Annotated in this window: 13 protein-coding genes and 1 riboswitch; of the genes, 6 read left to right on the top strand and 7 right to left on the bottom strand. The window is 72.4% G+C overall.

Going from position 1 to position 15,831, the window contains the following annotated elements:
* Nucleotides 1–47 precede the first annotated feature (47 nt).
* Nucleotides 48–266 carry a hypothetical protein gene (locus EIO00_RS10910; protein WP_140177804.1) on the bottom strand — a complete coding sequence of 73 codons (219 nt, stop codon included), beginning with the start codon at nt 264–266 and terminating at the stop codon, nt 48–50.
* 190 nt (nt 267–456) lie between these two features.
* Here EIO00_RS10910 and EIO00_RS10915 point away from each other — a divergent pair, with 190 nt between their 5' ends.
* From EIO00_RS10915 to EIO00_RS10925, 3 genes are all read left to right on the top strand, one after another.
* A complete protein-coding gene (locus tag EIO00_RS10915) occupies nt 457–1,644 on the top strand; it encodes a sensor histidine kinase (protein WP_140177806.1) in 1,188 nt (395 codons plus the stop codon).
* Nucleotides 1,645–1,750: 106 nt separating this feature from the next.
* A complete protein-coding gene (locus tag EIO00_RS10920) occupies nt 1,751–2,083 on the top strand; it encodes a hypothetical protein (protein WP_140177808.1) in 333 nt (110 codons plus the stop codon).
* Between the two features lie 86 nt (nt 2,084–2,169).
* The gene (locus tag EIO00_RS10925; RefSeq protein WP_140177810.1) at nt 2,170–2,853 is read left to right on the top strand and encodes a DUF4328 domain-containing protein; all 684 of its coding nucleotides are present in this window, start codon (nt 2,170–2,172) and stop codon (nt 2,851–2,853) included.
* A gap of 365 nt (nt 2,854–3,218) precedes the next feature.
* Here EIO00_RS10925 and EIO00_RS10930 read toward each other — a convergent pair whose 3' ends face one another.
* The 4 genes from EIO00_RS10930 to EIO00_RS10945 form a co-directional block, all read right to left on the bottom strand.
* Complete coding sequence (locus tag EIO00_RS10930; protein WP_140177812.1) at nt 3,219–3,866, bottom strand: class F sortase; 648 nt, start codon at nt 3,864–3,866, stop codon at nt 3,219–3,221.
* Nucleotides 3,867–3,868: 2 nt separating this feature from the next.
* Complete coding sequence (locus EIO00_RS10935; RefSeq protein ID WP_241661269.1) at nt 3,869–4,720, bottom strand: hypothetical protein; 852 nt, start codon at nt 4,718–4,720, stop codon at nt 3,869–3,871.
* A gap of 260 nt (nt 4,721–4,980) precedes the next feature.
* On the bottom strand, nt 4,981–6,456 hold the full coding sequence (locus tag EIO00_RS10940) for an MFS transporter (protein ID WP_140177814.1): 1,476 nt from the start codon (nt 6,454–6,456) through the stop codon (nt 4,981–4,983).
* A 343-nt stretch (nt 6,457–6,799) separates the two neighbouring features.
* Nucleotides 6,800–7,072, bottom strand: coding sequence for a hypothetical protein (locus tag EIO00_RS10945; RefSeq protein ID WP_241661270.1), 273 nt, complete (start codon nt 7,070–7,072; stop codon nt 6,800–6,802).
* 293 nt (nt 7,073–7,365) lie between these two features.
* Here EIO00_RS10945 and EIO00_RS10950 point away from each other — a divergent pair, with 293 nt between their 5' ends.
* Nucleotides 7,366–9,033 carry a serine/threonine-protein kinase gene (locus EIO00_RS10950; RefSeq protein WP_140177816.1) on the top strand — a complete coding sequence of 556 codons (1,668 nt, stop codon included), beginning with the start codon at nt 7,366–7,368 and terminating at the stop codon, nt 9,031–9,033.
* Here EIO00_RS10950 and EIO00_RS10955 read toward each other — a convergent pair.
* Nucleotides 9,006–9,971 carry an alpha/beta hydrolase gene (locus tag EIO00_RS10955; protein WP_140177818.1) on the bottom strand — a complete coding sequence of 322 codons (966 nt, stop codon included), beginning with the start codon at nt 9,969–9,971 and terminating at the stop codon, nt 9,006–9,008. The two genes, EIO00_RS10950 and EIO00_RS10955, sit on opposite strands and share 28 nt — an antisense overlap.
* 194 nt (nt 9,972–10,165) lie before the next feature.
* Between EIO00_RS10955 and EIO00_RS10960 the strand changes: the two genes are divergently transcribed.
* Together EIO00_RS10960 and EIO00_RS10965 are read left to right on the top strand one after the other, a co-directional pair.
* Nucleotides 10,166–11,575 (top strand): AAA family ATPase, encoded by a 1,410-nt coding sequence (locus tag EIO00_RS10960; protein WP_140177820.1) that lies wholly within the window; start codon nt 10,166–10,168, stop codon nt 11,573–11,575.
* A complete protein-coding gene (locus EIO00_RS10965) occupies nt 11,523–11,924 on the top strand; it encodes an RloB family protein (protein WP_241661281.1) in 402 nt (133 codons plus the stop codon). Before EIO00_RS10960 ends, EIO00_RS10965 begins: the two co-directional genes overlap by 53 nt.
* Here the strand turns inward: EIO00_RS10965 and cobN are convergent.
* Nucleotides 11,885–15,598: a cobaltochelatase subunit CobN gene (gene cobN / locus EIO00_RS10970; RefSeq protein ID WP_140177822.1), complete on the bottom strand. Its 3,714-nt coding sequence runs from the start codon at nt 15,596–15,598 to the stop codon at nt 11,885–11,887. The two genes, EIO00_RS10965 and cobN, sit on opposite strands and share 40 nt — an antisense overlap.
* 59 nt (nt 15,599–15,657) lie before the next feature.
* Nucleotides 15,658–15,782: riboswitch (cobalamin riboswitch) on the bottom strand.
* Between the last annotated feature and the right edge of the window lie 49 nt (nt 15,783–15,831).

A 15,831-nucleotide genomic window follows, 5' to 3' on the forward strand; every position in this document is an offset into this window, starting at 1 on the left:
CGATGAGACCGTCCTCGAACGCGGGACCGGGAAGGCGCGCCGTGGTCTCAGGCGGCCAGCGGAATCGTGCGGCCCGGCGCGGTGGGCAGGGCGGTGACGGTGGCCGGGCGTTCCTCCGGCTCCTCGGGGGGCGGGGCGGGGGCCTCGGGGTAGGCGTTGGTCATCAGGCCGGCGTACTCGGTGAGCCAGGGCTCGATGAGCGTGCGCTCGGCCGGTCCGTGCAGCGACGCGTGGGTGATGTGGGCCGTGCCGTGGTGGATGTTCATGCCGCGGTCCCCTTCCGTGTCGCCGTGGCGGGGGCGCCCGGGGTGCGCCCCGAGGGTTCGAGGGAGTCATTCCCTCTGTTCACTCAACGCTATCCGGCCCCACTGACATTCCTTTCGAACAGAAGATCGACTCAGGATCACTCCCGAGAGCGATCCGCGACCGCCGGTGCGGGATCTAGCCTCGGCTGTCATGAGGGCGGAGGCGACCGGACGGCGGACGGCGCTGGATGCGGTGCACTCCTGCGGCGGGGTGCTGGTGCGGACGGCGGTCCGGGTGTGCGGGGGCCTGTTCGTGCTGGGCTGCCTGCTGGTCGGCGGCCCGGTGCCGCAGACGCCGGCGCTGACGGCCGCGGCGGCGGTGTGCCTGCTCGGGGCGGTCAGCGTGCGCAGACTTCCGGAGTGGACGGTGGCCGCCGGAGCGTCATCGCTGGCGGCCACCGTGGTGATGGGGCTGGGCGACCCGGCGCCGGCGCCGTCGATGGTCGTGGAGCTCCCCGCGCTGCTGGTGCTGACGATGCGGGCGGTGTGGCGGGTGCCCATGCCGCGGGTGGTGGCGCTGGCGGCGCTGCCCGCCGGCGCGGCGCTGGCGACGCCGGGGCGGCACTCGATGCTCGCCGTCGCGGTGCTGTCGGCCCCGCTGATGGTGCTGGTGGCGATGGCGGTCGGCACGGGACTGTACCTGCGGGCGCTGGACGCCCGGCGGGCCCGGGCGCTGGCCGACGCGCGCCGGGACGAACGCCTGGCGCTGGCCCGGGACCTGCACGACTTCGTCGCCCACCACATCACCGGGATCGTGGTGCAGGCGCAGGCGGCCCGGTACGCGGCCGGGTCGGGCGCGATGCGCGACCCCGAGCAGGTGGCGGAGATGCTGGGCGCGATCGAACGGGCCGGCACCGAGGCCCTGACGTCGATGCGGCGGATGGTCGGGCTGCTCCGCAGCGATGGGGACGCCTCGCCGGACGGCGACGCCCGCGGCGGCCCCGTCCACCCGGCCGACGGCCTGGAACGGCTGGCCGAGCTGGTCGAGAAGTTCACCGATCCGCCCGCCGCGCTGGAGCTGGACCCGCGGGTCGAGGAGTCGGGAGAGCTCCCCGTGCAGATCGCCGCCACCGTGCATCGGGTGGTGCAGGAGTCGCTGACCAACGTCCGCAAGCACGCCGCCGACGCCACCGCGGTGCGGGTGGCGGTGCGGCGCCGCCCCGACGGGCTGGAGGTGACGGTGCACGACGACGGCCGGGGCGGCGGCAGACGGCTGCCCGGCGGCGGGTTCGGGCTGGTGGGGCTGACCGAACGGGTGCAGGCGCTGGGCGGTGAGCTGCACGCCGGCCCCGACCCGGCCGGAGGCTGGCGGGTGACGGCGTTCCTGCCGCTGTCCTGATCGGGCGTCCCGATCGGCCGTCCCGATCGGCATCGGCGCGGTGGAACGATGGAGGGATGACGATCTTCGTGCCGGCCGCCGTCCGGACGCGGAGGCCGGACGCGCCATGACCCCCTCCGCAGTGTGGATCCTCGCCGGCGTCGGCTGGCTGCTGGTGGCGGCCGGCCTGTTCCGCGGCCCGGCGGGCGCCGCCCGCACCGCCGCGCTGGCCGCGCACGCGCTCACCCCGGTCGGGGTGCTGCTGATCACCATGACCCTCGGGTACGGGGCGCTGTTCGCGCTGCTGGCGTTGGTCGCCGAGTGGTGGGCGGCGGTGCTGGTCACGTTGGGCCGGCCCTGGCGGCTGGCCGATCCGGTGCGGCACGGCACGGCCAGGCTGGCCGCCTGGTTGGCGACGTCCGGAGCGTTGGCCGTCTGGCTGACGGCATTGATCGTTTGACCTGGGCTTATGAGTTCGGACCCGGCATCGGTCAAAGGTACGTAGCATCGGGGTGAAAAGGGTGCAAAGGACCCCGGAGGTGGCCAATGCCGTGTGCGCTGTGCGGCGACATCATCCCCTCACAGGTCGCTCGGTGCCCGGCCTGCGGCGCCTGGGCCCGGCGGCGCGACTTCCGCTCCGTCGGCGTGGCGGTGTTCATGCTGCTGGGCTTCAACGCGTTCATCGCCTTCGGCACGGGGATCAGCCTGCTGCGGCTGGACTCACCGCTGGCCGAGCTGACCAGGGACGGCTATGACGCCGCCGCCACCGCGCGGGCGCTGGCCGCCTACGCGGACGTGTTCACCGTCTCCGCGGTGCTGGCCGCCATCACCGGCGCGCTGTACCTGATCTGGCTGTGGCGGGTGGCCGGGCAGGCCGCCGGGCCGCGCCCCTATCCCCGGGGCTGGGTGGTGCTCGGCTGGCTGATCCCGGTGGTCAACCTGGTGCTGCCGCCCCGGATCGTGCACGACCTGTGGGTGAGCAGCGGCCGGTTCACCATGGCCGGGCGGCATGCGGTGGGGGCGGTGGTGCTCGTTTGGTGGGTCAGCCTGCTGGCGGCGTTCGGGCTGGGTCAGGCGTTCCCCACTGGCGCCGAGAGCCTGCCGGAGGCCCGGTTCAGCGTGCACATGGGAGTCGCGGCGGCGGCCTGCCAGGCGCTGGCGGCGGCGCTGTGCATGGTGTCGGTCTTCCAGATCACCCGGTTGCAGCTGACTCGCCCCGTGGCGACCTGAGCACAGAACGGCCGGGTGGGCGCGACGACGTCCCCCGGCCGCCGTCGGACGACGGCCGGGCGAGCGGGTCGTGGCGGGATGGAACCGACGCCGTGCGCGCCGGCCGGTCCCATCCCGGTGAGACCGTCGCGGCGTTTCCTCAGCGGCGGTCATATGCACATCGCCGGGCTCATCACGGTGGCGCCGCCGACGCTCATCCTGAGCATCTGCAATGTGCTCCAGATCGCGACCGATCTGTGTCGTGCGCCACGATTTCCCGCGCTTCATCGAGTGATCGGAATACGCTCGCCGGGCCGATCGCCGAGGGGCAGAAAAAACGCTCGCCCGGCCCTGCGCCGAAACGCAGGGCCGGGCGAGCGCGTGAATCAGGCGGCCACCATCGTCGCGTAGACGATGAGATTGTCCTTGTAGTGGCCGGACTGCGGGTCGAATGCGCCCCCACAGGTCACCAGGCGCAACGCCGCATGGTCCAGCTGCTCGCCGAACACCTGCTGGTGCGGGAACGCGTTCTTGTCCACCCGCTTGAGCTCGGTGACGGCGAACGTCACGGTGGAGCCGTCCTCCCGGGTGATCTGGATCTTGTCGCCCTTGGTCAGCTCCTTGAGGCGGTAGAACACCGCCGGCTTCTTGTTGGCGTCGACGTGTCCCAAGATGACCGCGGGGCCGGCCTCACCCGGGGTCACGCCTTCGGAGTACCAGCCGGCGAGGTTGGGCCGGGACAGCGGCGGCTCCTCCACCCGGCCGTTGGGCAGCAGCCCGACCCCCTCCACCGGGGCCGAGACGCCGATCTTGGGGATGGCGATCCGGGTGGGCTTGGACTCGCCCAGCGGCACGACGCCCGCCGCCTGAGTGGTGTCCTGGCTGTCGGCCGCGGGTGCGGAGGACGACGGACCGGCGGGAGCCGCGTCTTTGTCCTCACTGCCGCAGGCGGTCAGCAAGGATGCGGTGAGCAGCACGCCGGTCGCCGCGCCCAGGGCGCGGCGACCGACGGCCGCGGCGAAGCGTCCGGCCAACGTTACGAACGCCCCCGCACCATCCGACGACGCAGCACGACGGCGCCCAGGCCGGCGGCGAGCGCCGCACCGGCGCCGGCGGCCGCCAGCGGCATGGCCGAGCCGTTCTTCTCGGCCATGTACAGGGTCCCGTCACCGGTGTTGATCGGGCCGGTGGGGATCTTGGTGCTCGGCTTGGGCTTCATGTTGTTGTTGTCGCCCTTGTCCGGGTTGGTCGTGTACTTGACCGAGCCGTGGCCCTTGCAGATCACCGTGGCGGTGGTCGGGTTCGGCAGGTTCTTCTTGAACACGCCGGTGGCCCGCCACTTGTTCTCGCCGATCTTGGTGACCTTCAGCGGGCTCTGGGTGAAGCCGTTGCCGGTGATGGTCACCGAGGTCGGGCAGGTCACCGTGAAGGTGGTGCTGCCGCCCGGCACCACCCGGCGGGTGGACAGCTGCACGTCGTCGTAGCCGAAGGAGAAGGTCGGCCTGGTCGGGGTCGGCGTCGGCGTGGGCCGGTCCGGCCGCTTGCCCGGGGTGGTGGTCAGCGACAGGACGGCGCTGCCGCCCTCGATCTGGCAGGTCCACTTGGCGACGTAGGTCTTGCCCGGGGTCAGGTTGGACCGGGTCTTGCCCTGGGCGATCCAGGTGGTGGGCTGCCCGCGGAACTGGGGCGGCGACACGAACAGGCCGCTGTCGGACTGCAGCTGCGGAGCGGTGGTGCAGCCCTTGGCGGTCAGGGTGAGCGTGTCACCGGGGTAGAACGGGTTCGGGGAGGCCGAAATCGACGGCTGTGTCGCGGCGGACACAGGACCGGCGAAAACGAGCGCGGCGGCGGCCGCGCCGGCACCGGCCAGAGCGAAGGTCTTGCGCATGTTTCTCCGTAACTCTCTCGGAACTTACGGACTCGGCCACCGTCTACGACGCATCAATGCGGCTCATGGTTGACGAATTTCGCCGCGTTATACGATTGAGATGTTTGAAACCGGTGGCCGGAGCCCAGGATCATACAGATAGGGACCGACGCTCGCTCCCATTCCGGACGCCGATGGCCGGAAACGGCCAACGCGAATCTCGCCCGAAGAACGCCGAGCCTCCTTCGACGACAACTGTCTCAATTCAGAGAAACCGCTGGTCAGACGTCTATCGGCGCACGGGTCGCGGCGGCCTCGGCCGGCCCGGCGGACGGCGCCCGACCTCCCCACCAGAGAGTGATCGAGATCACGAACGACAGCGCGGCCAGGGCGGCGCCGATCGCGAACGCCACGGTGTAGCCGGAGGTCAGCGCCTGGGCGGCCGGGATCCCGGCGGCGTGCAGCTCCCCGGCGCGGGCCGCCGCCAGGGCCATCACGGTGGCCGAGCCGAACGCCGCGCCGATCTGCTGGGTGGTGTTGAACAGGCCGGACACCACTCCGGAGTCCTCCTCGGTGGCGCCCGACATGCCCAGCCCGGCCATCGCCGGCAGCGCCAGCCCGCTGCCCAGGCCGGCCACCATCATGGGGCCGAGCAGGTCGATCAGGTACCTGCCGTCGTGCGGCGTCCGCGACAACCATCCCAGCCCGACGGCGATCAGCACCAGCCCGACGGTCAGCACGGCCCGCCCGCCGAACCGGGCGGTCAGCCGGGTGGAGACCAGCAACGACACCAGTCCGATCACGACGGCGACGGGGAACATCCCCCACCCGGTCCGCGCCGCCCCGTACCCGAGCACCTGCTGCATGTAGAGGGCGACGACGACCTGGAAGCCGAACATGCCGGCGACGGTGAGCAGCTGGACCAGGTTCGCGCCGGCGACGTCGCGCGAGCGCAGCACCCGCAGCCGCAGCAGCGGCCGGGCGGCGGTCGCCTGGCGGACCACGAAGGCGACCAGCAGCGCCAGGGCGAGCGCGCCCAGGCCGAGGGTGCGCGCCGAGACCCAGCCGTGCCGCTCGGTCGCGATGATGGCGTAGACGGCCAGCATCAGCCCGGCGGTGACCAGCACGGCCCCCAGCACATCGGCGCCGCCGCGCAGTCCCGGGCCCCGGTCGGCGACCAGCACGACGGCCGCCAGCCCGCCGACGACCACGCCCACCGGCACGTTCACGAAGAAGATCCAGTGCCAGTTCAGCACGTCGGTGAGCACTCCCCCGGCGATCAGGCCGAGCGAGGCCCCGGCCGCGCCCACGGAGGCGTGCGCGCCGATCGCCCGGGCCCGTTCGCGCGGCTCGGCGAACAGCAGCACCACCATGCCGAGCCCCACCGCCGAGGCCAGCGCGCCTCCGGCGCCCTGCAGGAAGCGGGCGGCGATCAGCAGCTCCGGGGATGCGGCCAGGCCGCACAGCAGCGAGGCGAGCGTGAAGACGGCCACCCCGGCCAGGAACACCCTCGTGCGGCCGAGCAGGTCGCCCAGCCGGCCGGCGAGCAGCAGCATGCCGGCGAACGGGATCAGGTAGGCGTTGATCACCCAGGCCGACCCGGAGGCCGACAGGCCCAGGTCCGCCTGGATGACGGGCAGCGCCACGGTGACGATCGTCCCGTCCAGGATGATCATCATCGAGGCGGTGCAGATCAGGACCAGGGCGAGCCACCGCGAGCGCGCGCCGGGCGGTCGAGCGGTCCTCTCGTCGGTCATCGGTCTCCTCCTTCGCTCTGACGACGGATAAGACGCTAACAGATAGTTTCGTTACAGACTATCTGTCGATGACCGTTCCTCTCCGGATTCGCTCACGAGCGGACGGCGTTCCCGCGACCCCGGACGCGTCGGACGGCCGGAGCAGGGCGGCCCGCCGGTCCGCCACGGCATCGCGCCGCGCCGGGCGCACGCCCGGGGCGCAGAGAAGACGCTCGCCGAAGAGCCGCGGCCGATCACCGGAGGCCCGCGAGAGATCCGCGGCGCGCGACCGCACCGGCCGGCGGCGGACGATGGGGTCCGAACGCGCGGCGGGCGCATCCGCCGCGCCGGGGCCGGTACGCGGTCAGCCGAGCATGCGGGCGATCTGGTCGGCGGCCAGCGCGGGCCGGCCGACGTCGCCGGTGCCGCCGCCCGCCCACAGATAGCGCCAGCCGTCACCGGCGAACATGGCCACCACCATCACCTGCCGCCGGGTCACCGGATGGGTCACGTGCAGCACCGACTCGCCCGGCCCGGTCAGCCTCCAGCTCAGCCCGCGGACCTCGACCTCGTACGCCAGCGCGGCCAGATAGTGCCGGCGCGCCTCGGCCATCTCCCGGGCGCCGAACGGGGGCAAGTCAGCTGCCTCGCCGGTGCGAAAGGCCCACAACCCATGACAGTCTGCGCACAGACGGTGACATAAGGCAACCCCGTCCCAAGGATGACCGCTAATGCCCAAGCGGCCGCCACCCATAGATCAACCGGCCGCAACGGGACAATAGCGGGTTCGTTCACACGATTTCGTCCTTACGCAGACGTCGTGTTCGCTCCGCCGGTTCCCCGTGCCCGATCCTCGGACGTTCAGGCGATCTGCCGGAAATCTCCTCGCTAGGGTTGCCCTCGGCAGACAACGGACTTCACAGGACGGCGATGACCCCGATCGGTGACCCCCTCCACCCGGACGACCCTCGCGAGCTGGGCCCCTACCGGCTGCATGCGCGGCTGGGCCGCGGCGGCATGGGCACGGTGCTGCTCGGCACGGACCCGTCCGGCCGCCGGGTGGCGGTCAAGGTGATCAACCGCGAGCTGGCCGGAGAACCGGCGTTCCGGGAGCGGTTCCGCCGCGAGGTGACCGCCGCCCGGCAGGTCCGTCGGTTCTGCACCGCGCCGGTCCTGGACGCCGAGCTGGACCGCGACCCGCTGTACGTGGTCACCGAGTACATCGAGGGCCCCAGCCTGGAGCGCGCGGTGGCCGAGCGCGGCCCGCTGCCCGGCTCGGACCTGGAGGGCCTGGCGGTGGGGGTGGCCACCGCGCTGGCGGCCATCCACGCCGCCGGGATCGTGCACCGCGACCTCAAGCCCGCCAACGTGCTGCTGTCGGCCACCGGCCCGCGGGTGATCGACTTCGGCATCGCCCGGGCGCTGGACGCCCCCGACGGGCCCACCCGCACCGGCCAGTTCGTCGGCACCCCCAGCTACCTGCCGCCGGAGCTGCTGCGCGGCGAGCCGGTCACCCCGGCCTCGGACGTGTTCTCCTGGGGATGCGTGATCGCGTACGCGGGCACCGGACGGACCCCGTTCGGCGGCGACACGGTCCCGGAGATCCTCTACAAGGTCGCGCACGCCGAGCCCCGGCTGGACGGGCTGGACCCCGCCCTGCGGGACCTGGTGGCCGCCGCGCTGGAGAAGGACCCGCGCAAGCGTCCCACCGTCCAGGACCTGCTGACCCGGCTGGTGGGCCGGGAACGGCCCGACCCGGTCCGGCTGGCCGAGACCCTGCAGGCCTCCTGGCAGGGTCCGGCCGCCCACGGCGCACGCCCGCACGGCACCGCCCACGGCACGCCGTCCCGGACCGCTCCCCCCGAGGCGATGCCGACCCGGGCCGACGACGCTCCGCCACGGCCCCGGCGACGCGGGCCGCTGCTGGGAGCGGCGGCCGCGGTCGCCGCGCTGGCGGTCGCCGCGGGGACGGTCGCCTGGTTCGCGCTGCGCTCCGGCGAGCAGAAGGCGCCGACGGTGAGCTCGCTGGAGAAGGTCCTGCTCAACGACAACTTCAACGACCCGCAGTCGGGATGGGACGGCGGCGTGTTCAACGACCGCTACAAGGACGGCCACTACACGCTGCCGGTCACCGGCGTCGTCGACACCTCGACCTGGTCGAAGACGCCGGTGAAGGAGGATCTGCCCGAGTCGATCGTCGCCGACGTCAAGGTCCGCGTCGACTCCGACGGCGACAACGCCGAGGGCGGGCTGTACTGCGGCCGCGAAGACCTGTGGTACGAGCTGCTGCTGCGGCGCGACGGCACCGCCCGCATCCGCAAGGTCACCCAGGACCGCGCCGTGGAGCTGGGCTCGCCGGCCAAGTCCGCCATCGACCCCGGGGAGTTCAACCGGGTCACGGCGCGCTGCGCCCAGGGCGAGGGCGAGATGACGCTGACGCTGTGGGTGAACGGCGAGCGGATGGTCGAGGCGACCGACCGCGACCGGCCGCCGCTGCCGGTGGACCAGGTCGGGCTGGTCGCCAACCGGCCGTCCGCCAAGGAGCCCGGCCTGACGGCGGTCTTCGACGACTACGCGCTGGGCGGCTCGGGCAAGTAGCTGCGGATCCACCGGTCCAGCTCGGTGAACACCTGCTCGCGGGCCTCCTTGCCGGACAGCACCAGGTCGTGGATGCCGTCCTTGATCCGCACCACCGTCACGCGCGGGCCGAGCTTGGGCGCCCAGCAGGCGATGTGATCCACGTCCAGCACGATGTCGGCGACCGACACCGCCTGCTCGGCGGCCCTGCCGCGGGCGCTGCGGGTGGAGGCCATCACCAGCACCGGCGCGTCGATCTCCAACCCGGCGTGCAGCCGGGCGTGCGCCCGCCGGATCGCCGCCAGCCAGGCCGCCCGCACCGGGAACCCGAACATCGGCTTCCAGTTCAGGTCGAAGTCCCACTCCCCCTCGTAGTCGCGGTGCAGGTGGCGGACGTACAGCCCGGCGCGGGGCGAGGGCAGCTTGACGGTGGGCCAGCGCGCCCGCAGGGCCTTGGAGAGCACATCGCCCGCGATCCGCACCGGCGCGGGGATGTTCATGTCGAAGAACGGGCTGTTGAGGAACAGGCCCTGCACCAGGCCCTTCCCCTTGACCCGGTCGGCCCACAGCGAGGTGGTCAGCCCGCCGGTGGAGTGGGCGTTGATCAGCAGCACGTCGTGCCCGTCCGCCTCACGGATGATCCGCACCGCCTCGTCGATCTCGGTGAAGTACTCGCTGAGGCTGTGGATGAAGTTGGGCGTCTGGTGGGGCAGCAGGGACCGGCCGTACTTGCGCAGGTCGAGGGCGTAGAAGTCGAACCCGCGCTCCACATAGAAGTCGGCCAGGTGTCGCTGGAAGAAGTAGTCCACGAAGCCGTGCACGTACAGCACCGCCCGCCGGGTGGGGGCGGCGGCCCGCCGCCGCACCAGGGTGGCGATGACCTCCCCCTCGAAGTCCTCCCCCAGCGGCAGCACGATCGCCTCGTACTCGGGACCGAGCACGTCCTCCTTAACGTCCACGGCGGCTCCCTTCCCGTCCCATCGCATGTGTCGGGGTCAGCGTAGATCACCCCGGCGGGCGGGAAACGGCCGTGTGACGCCGCACAGGCTCGATAACGACTTGGAGACTGCTTGCAAAAGCTTTCTTAAGGGAAAGAACGTCGTAGATCGCGCTGTGCTTGCATGAACTCTGCCATCGACCGCAGGGAGGACCAGTGACACTGCTGCGCTTCAGGGTCGCCAATCACAGGTCGATCCGCGACGAGCAGACGCTGTCCTTCGTCGCCACGCCCCGGCGCGGTCAGGGCAGACCGAAAGCCGCCGAGATCCCCCCCACCGTGCGGGTCGTGGGCGTCTACGGGGCCAACGCCTCGGGCAAGTCGAACGTGCTGTCCGCACTGGCCTACATGCTCCGGTGCATCGACGAGTCCCAGACCCGGTGGAGCCCCGACGGCGGAATCCCCCGACACCCCTTCCGGATCGAGGACGCCGACACCGCCCGCCCCTCCTTCTACGAGCTGGACTTCGTGCACCGGGGCACCCGCTACTCCTACGGCTTCGAGATCGACGACGAGCGGGTGCTCGGCGAATGGCTGTTCTCCTTCCCCGAAGGCCGGCCGCGTCGGCTGTTCGAGCGCTTCGGGCCGGACGAATACAAGTTCGGCCGGTCGCTGAAGGGCGAGACCGTCCGGATCGCCAAGCTCACGCGCGCCAACTCGCTGTACCTGTCGTCGGCCGCCAACAACGACCATCCGTTGCTGGGCGGCCTGCACCACTGGCTCACCCGGTACATCCGGCTGGCCCGGCAGACCGACTCCGATCAGAGGATCCGCACCAGGTACACCCAGCACCTGCTGCGGAACGCCGAGGTGGCGGACTCCATCCGACAGCTCCTGCAGGCCGCCGATCTGGGCATCTCCGACGTCAGGCTGAGCCGTCGACCGCTGCCCGAAGACGCCCTGCGGCTGCTGTCCTCGGCGGGGCGGGAGCCGCTGAGCGAGCGGCGCGTCCGGGAGCTGGAGACCGTTCTCCAGTTCGTGCACACGGGAATGAACGGTGTCCGGACCTTCGACTTCCGGGAGGAAAGCGCCGGAACGCAGGTCTGGTTCTCGCTGGTGGGGCCCCTACTGGACACGCTGTTGCGACGCTCGGTCCTGCTCGTCGACGAGGTCGACTCCAGCCTTCACCCGCACCTGAGCTCCACCATCATCCGAATGTTCAAGGACGAGACGGTCAATCCCCACCGTTCTCAGCTCATCTTCGCCTCGCACGACACCACGCTGCTCGGCTCGCTGCTGGACGACGGCCTGCTCGACCGGGACGAGGTCTGGTTCACCGAGAAAGACGAGACCGGCGCCACTACGCTGTATTCGCTCGCCGAATTCACGCCGCGACGTGACGAGAACATCGAGCGCGGCTACCTGCAGGGCCGCTACGGTGCTGTTCCGTATCTCAGCTTTGACCGCATCAGGTCGATATTCCAGCAGTTGAGAGCGGAGTCGGATGAGGCATCGGCGCAGCCCTCGGAGCCTGCGGCGCACGACGGCGACCCGCAGGCCGAAGGCCAGGCTGCTGGTCGTCTGCGAGGGCACGGTCACCGAGAAGCGGTATCTCGACGGCCTTAAAGACCATCTACGGGCGATCCCCGTGGACGTCGTCGAGTACGACTGCGTGGGCAAGGGGCGCGACCCCCACAGCACCGTCGAGCTTGCGGTCCGCCTCCGCGACCAGGCCCGTCAGCGGGCCCGCGCCCAACAGGACGCCTTCCTCGCCTACGACGCGGTCTGGTGCGTCGTCGACGTCGACGACCATGCCACCCTCCACAGCGCCCTGTCACTGGCCCGCCGGGAGAACGTCAACCTCGTGGTGTCCAATCCGTGCTTCGAGGTGTGGCTGCTGGTCGACGCCATGAAACGGTCGGGGAAGGCGGGGGATCAGTCCCCGCCCTCCAGGTCCCCTTCGAGCTCCAGATAGGTCTCCCGCAGGCGGTCGAGGACGGCCGGGTCCGGCTCGGCCCACAGGCCCCGGTCGGCGGCCTCCAGGAGGCGCTCGGTGATGCCGCGCAGCGCCCACGGGTTGGACCGGGTCATGAACTCGCGGGTCTCGGGATCGAAGACGTACTTCTCGGCGAGGACGGCGTACATCCAGTCGTCCACCACCCCGGCGGTGGCGTCGTAGCCGAACAGGTAGTCCACGGTGGCGGCCAGCTCGAACGCGCCCTTGTAGCCGTGGCGGCGCATCGCGGCGATCCAGCGCGGGTTGACCACGCGGGCGCGGAACACCCGGCGGGTCTCCTCGGCCAGGGTGCGGGTCCTCACCCGGTCGGGCACGGCCGAGTCGCCGATGTATGCGGCGGGATCGCTCCCGGTCAGGGCGCGGACCATGGCGACCATGCCGCCGTGGTACTGGAAGTAGTCGTCGGAGTCGACGATGTCGTGCTCGCGGGTGTCGGCGTTCTTGGCGGCCACCGAGATCCGCCGGAAGGCGGCCTCCATGTCGGCGCGGGCCTCCCGGCCGTCCAGGCCGCGGCCGTAGGCGTGGCCGCCCCACACCGCGTACACCTCGGCCAGGTCGCGGTCGTCCCGCCAGTTGCGGGCGTCGATGAGCGGCAGCAGCCCCGCCCCGTACGCGCCGGGCCTGGAGCCGAAGATCCGCGTGGTGGCGCGCCGCCAGTCGCCGTGGACCCCGTGGTCCTCCAGGGCGTGGGCGCGCAGATGGTTGCGCTCAGGGGGCTCCTCCAGCCCGGCCACCGCGGTGATGGCGTCGTCGATCAGGTCGATGACGTGGGGGAAGGCGTCGCGGAAGAACCCGGAGACGCGCAGCGTCACATCGATCCGCGGCCGGCCCAGCTCCTCCAACGGGAGGATCTCGAACCCGGTGACGCGGCGGGAGGCCTCGTCCCACACCGGGCGGCAGCCGATCAGCGCCAGCACCTCGGCGATGTCGTCGCCCTGGGTGCGCATGGCGCTGGTCCCCCACACGGTGAGGCCGACACTGGCGGGATAGGCGCCGGTGTCGTCCAGATACCGCTTGATCAGCGAATCGGCGAGGGCGACGCCGACCTCCCAGGCGTTGCGGGAGGGGATGGCCTTGGGGTCGACGGAGTAGAAGTTGCGGCCGGTCGGCAGGACGTTCACCAGCCCTCGGGTGGGCGAGCCGGAGGGGCCGGCGGGGACATGGCCGCCGTCGAGGGCGTGCAGCACCGCGTCGATCTCGCCCTCGGTGGCGGCCAGGCGGGGCACCAGCTCCTCGGCGGCGAACTCCAGCACCCGCGCAACGGCCTCCACGGCCGCGCCGTCGCCGCCCAGGACCGCCGTGCAGACCTCTTTGCCGGCGGAGGGCCGCCAGCCGTGCCGTTCCATGGCCTCGACCAGTTCGCGGGCCGTCCCCTCCAGGATGTCGACCACGTCGGAGGCGGTGCGCGGAGGCCGGTCGCCGCGGGCGGCCAGCCGCCGCGGAACGGTGATCGCCCCGGCCGGCGCGGGCCGGTCCTCCCCCTCGACGTGCACCCTGCGACCGGGCTCGGCGAGGAGCTCTCCCTCGTCCACGCCGTGGACGCGGGCGATCGCGGCGCGCAGGCCGGGGAACGCGCCCTTGACGCCGCCCCAGATCTGGGCGGCGCGCAGGATCGCCGTGACCAGGTTGACCCGGGCCTCGCCCTGCGGGGCCCGGCCGAGGACGTGCAGGCCGTCGCGGATCTGCACGTCCTTGACCTCGCACAGGTAGCCGTCGACGTGCAGCAGGAAGTCGTCGAACTCCTCCTCGGGCGGCATCTCCTCGACCCGGAGGTCGTGGTGGAGCCGCGCGGCCTTGATCAACGTCCAGATCTGCGCCCGCACCGCCGGGAGCTTGGCCGGGTCCAGGGCCTGCACGGTGGCGTACTCGTCCAGCAGCTGCTCGAGCCTGGCCAGGTCGCCGTAGGTGTCGGCGCGGGCCATCGGCGGCACCAGGTGGTCGACCACGGTGGCGTGGCCGCGCCGCTTGGCCTGGGTGCCTTCGCCGGGGTCGTTCACGATGAACGGGTAGATCATCGGCGACTCGCCCAGCACCGCGTCTGGCGCGCAGGAGGCCGACAGGCCCAGCCCCTTGCCGGGCAGCCACTCCAGCGTTCCGTGCTTGCCCAGGTGGACGATCGCGTCGGCGCCGAACTCCTCCTCCAGCCAGCGGTAGGCGGCCAGGTAGTGGTGGGACGGCGGCAGGTCGGGGTCGTGGTAGATCGCGATCGGGTTCTCCCCGAACCCGCGGGGCGGCTGGATCATCAGCACCACGTTCCCGAACCGCAGCGCGGCCAGGACGATGTCGGTGCCGTCCACGTACAGCTCGCCGGGCGGCTCGCCCCAGTGCTCGCGGATCCGGTCGCGCAGGTCGGCGGGGAGGGCGTCGAACCAGGCGGTGTAGGCGGCGAGGGGGACGCGGGCGACGGCGTTGCGGAGCTGCTCCTCGGTCAGCCACTCGGTGTCGTGGCCGCCCGCGGCGATCAGGGCGTGGATGAGGGCGTCGCCGTCGTCCGCGTCCCGCCAGAGGGCGTGGTCGGGGCCGAGGTCGTAGCCGGCCTCGGCCATGCGGCGCAGCAGCCGGACCGCCGAGACGGGGGTGTCGAGGCCGACGGCGTTGCCGACCCGGGAGTGCTTGGTGGGGTAGGACGACAGCACGATGGCGACGCGGCGCCGCGCGGCGGGCGTGTGCCGGAGGCGGGCGTGCCGGACGGCGATCCCGGCGACGCGGTCGGCGCGTTCGGGGTCGGCCCGGTAGACGGGGACGCCGTCGGGGCCCTCCTCCTTGAACGAGAACGGCACCGTGATCAGCCGCCCGTCGAACTCGGGGATCGCCACCTGCATCGCCGCGTCCATCGGGGACAGCGCCGCGTCCGACTCCTCCCAGGCCCGGCGGGAGGTCGTCAGGCACAGGCCCTGGATGATCGGCTTGTCCAGGGCGGCCAGGGCCCCGGCGTCCCAGGCGTCCTCCTCGCCCCCGGCGCCGGCCGCGGCCGCGGTCGATCCGCCGGCCGCCAGCACCGTCACCACCAGGGCGTCGGCCTCGTCCAGCAGCGCGAGCAGCCCCTCGTCGGCGCCGCGCAGCGAGCCGCAGAAGACCGGCAGCGCGTTGGCGCCCCTGCGTTCGACGGCGTCGCAGAGGGCGTCGACGAACGCGGTGTTGCCCGCCAGCTCGTGCGCCCGATAGAAGACCACGCCCACCGTGGGCCTGTCGTCGCGTCGGGACCGCTCGCCGTGCACCCCGTAGGCGGGCATGGTGATCGGCGGCCGGAAGCCCTCGCCGGTCAGCAGCACCGTGTCCGACAGGAACCGGGCCAGCTCCCGCAGGTTGGCGACCCCGCCCTCGCGCAGGTAGTTCAGCGTCTCCGCGGCGACCCCGGCCGGGACGGTCGACAGCGCCATCAGCTCGGCGTCCGGGTCGGCCTCCCCGCCCAGCAGCACGAGCGGCAGCCCGCTCGCCCGCAGCGCCTCGACGCCCTCCGGCCAGGTCTTGCGGCCGCCCAGCAGCCGGACCACCGCCACGTCCGCGTCGCGGGCGAGGGCGGGCAGGTCCTCCGGGTCGAGCCGGGCGGGGTTGGCGGTCACGTATCCCGCCTGCGCCTGCCGGGCGGCGAGCAGGTCGGTGTCGGCCGTGGACAGCAGCAGTATGCGCATCGGACGCCTCCTCCGGGGTTCCGCGCCCCGGTTCGCAGCGAAGCGGACACGGCGACGGGCAGTCTCCTGGCTCCCGGATCATCGCCTCCCCCTCGGCCTTCCGGCGTCCGCCGTGGCCGTTCGGTGAGGGGGGCGCTCCCCGGTCACAGTTGCGGGACAGCCCCGGATTCGCACCGGGTTCCTGCCCTGCCGCCGGTCGGTAGTCTACGGTCCGCCCCCTCGGGCGGCGGGCC

The organism is Thermomonospora catenispora (assembly GCF_006363815.1).
GTDB lineage: Bacteria > Actinomycetota > Actinomycetes > Streptosporangiales > Streptosporangiaceae > Thermomonospora > Thermomonospora catenispora.

Bases quoted from the DNA above. Each gene is read 5' to 3' on its own strand.
- EIO00_RS10910 (WP_140177804.1), bottom strand. From the start codon at position 266: ATGAACATCCACCACGGCACGGCCCACATCACCCACGCGTCGCTGCAC.
- EIO00_RS10915 (WP_140177806.1), top strand. From the start codon at position 457: ATGAGGGCGGAGGCGACCGGACGGCGGACGGCGCTGGATGCGGTGCAC.
- EIO00_RS10920 (WP_140177808.1), top strand. From the start codon at position 1,751: ATGACCCCCTCCGCAGTGTGGATCCTCGCCGGCGTCGGCTGGCTGCTG.
- EIO00_RS10925 (WP_140177810.1), top strand. From the start codon at position 2,170: ATGCCGTGTGCGCTGTGCGGCGACATCATCCCCTCACAGGTCGCTCGG.
- EIO00_RS10935 (WP_241661269.1), bottom strand. From the start codon at position 4,720: ATGCGCAAGACCTTCGCTCTGGCCGGTGCCGGCGCGGCCGCCGCCGCG.
- EIO00_RS10940 (WP_140177814.1), bottom strand. From the start codon at position 6,456: ATGACCGACGAGAGGACCGCTCGACCGCCCGGCGCGCGCTCGCGGTGG.
- EIO00_RS10950 (WP_140177816.1), top strand. From the start codon at position 7,366: ATGACCCCGATCGGTGACCCCCTCCACCCGGACGACCCTCGCGAGCTG.
- cobN (WP_140177822.1), bottom strand. From the start codon at position 15,598: ATGCGCATACTGCTGCTGTCCACGGCCGACACCGACCTGCTCGCCGCC.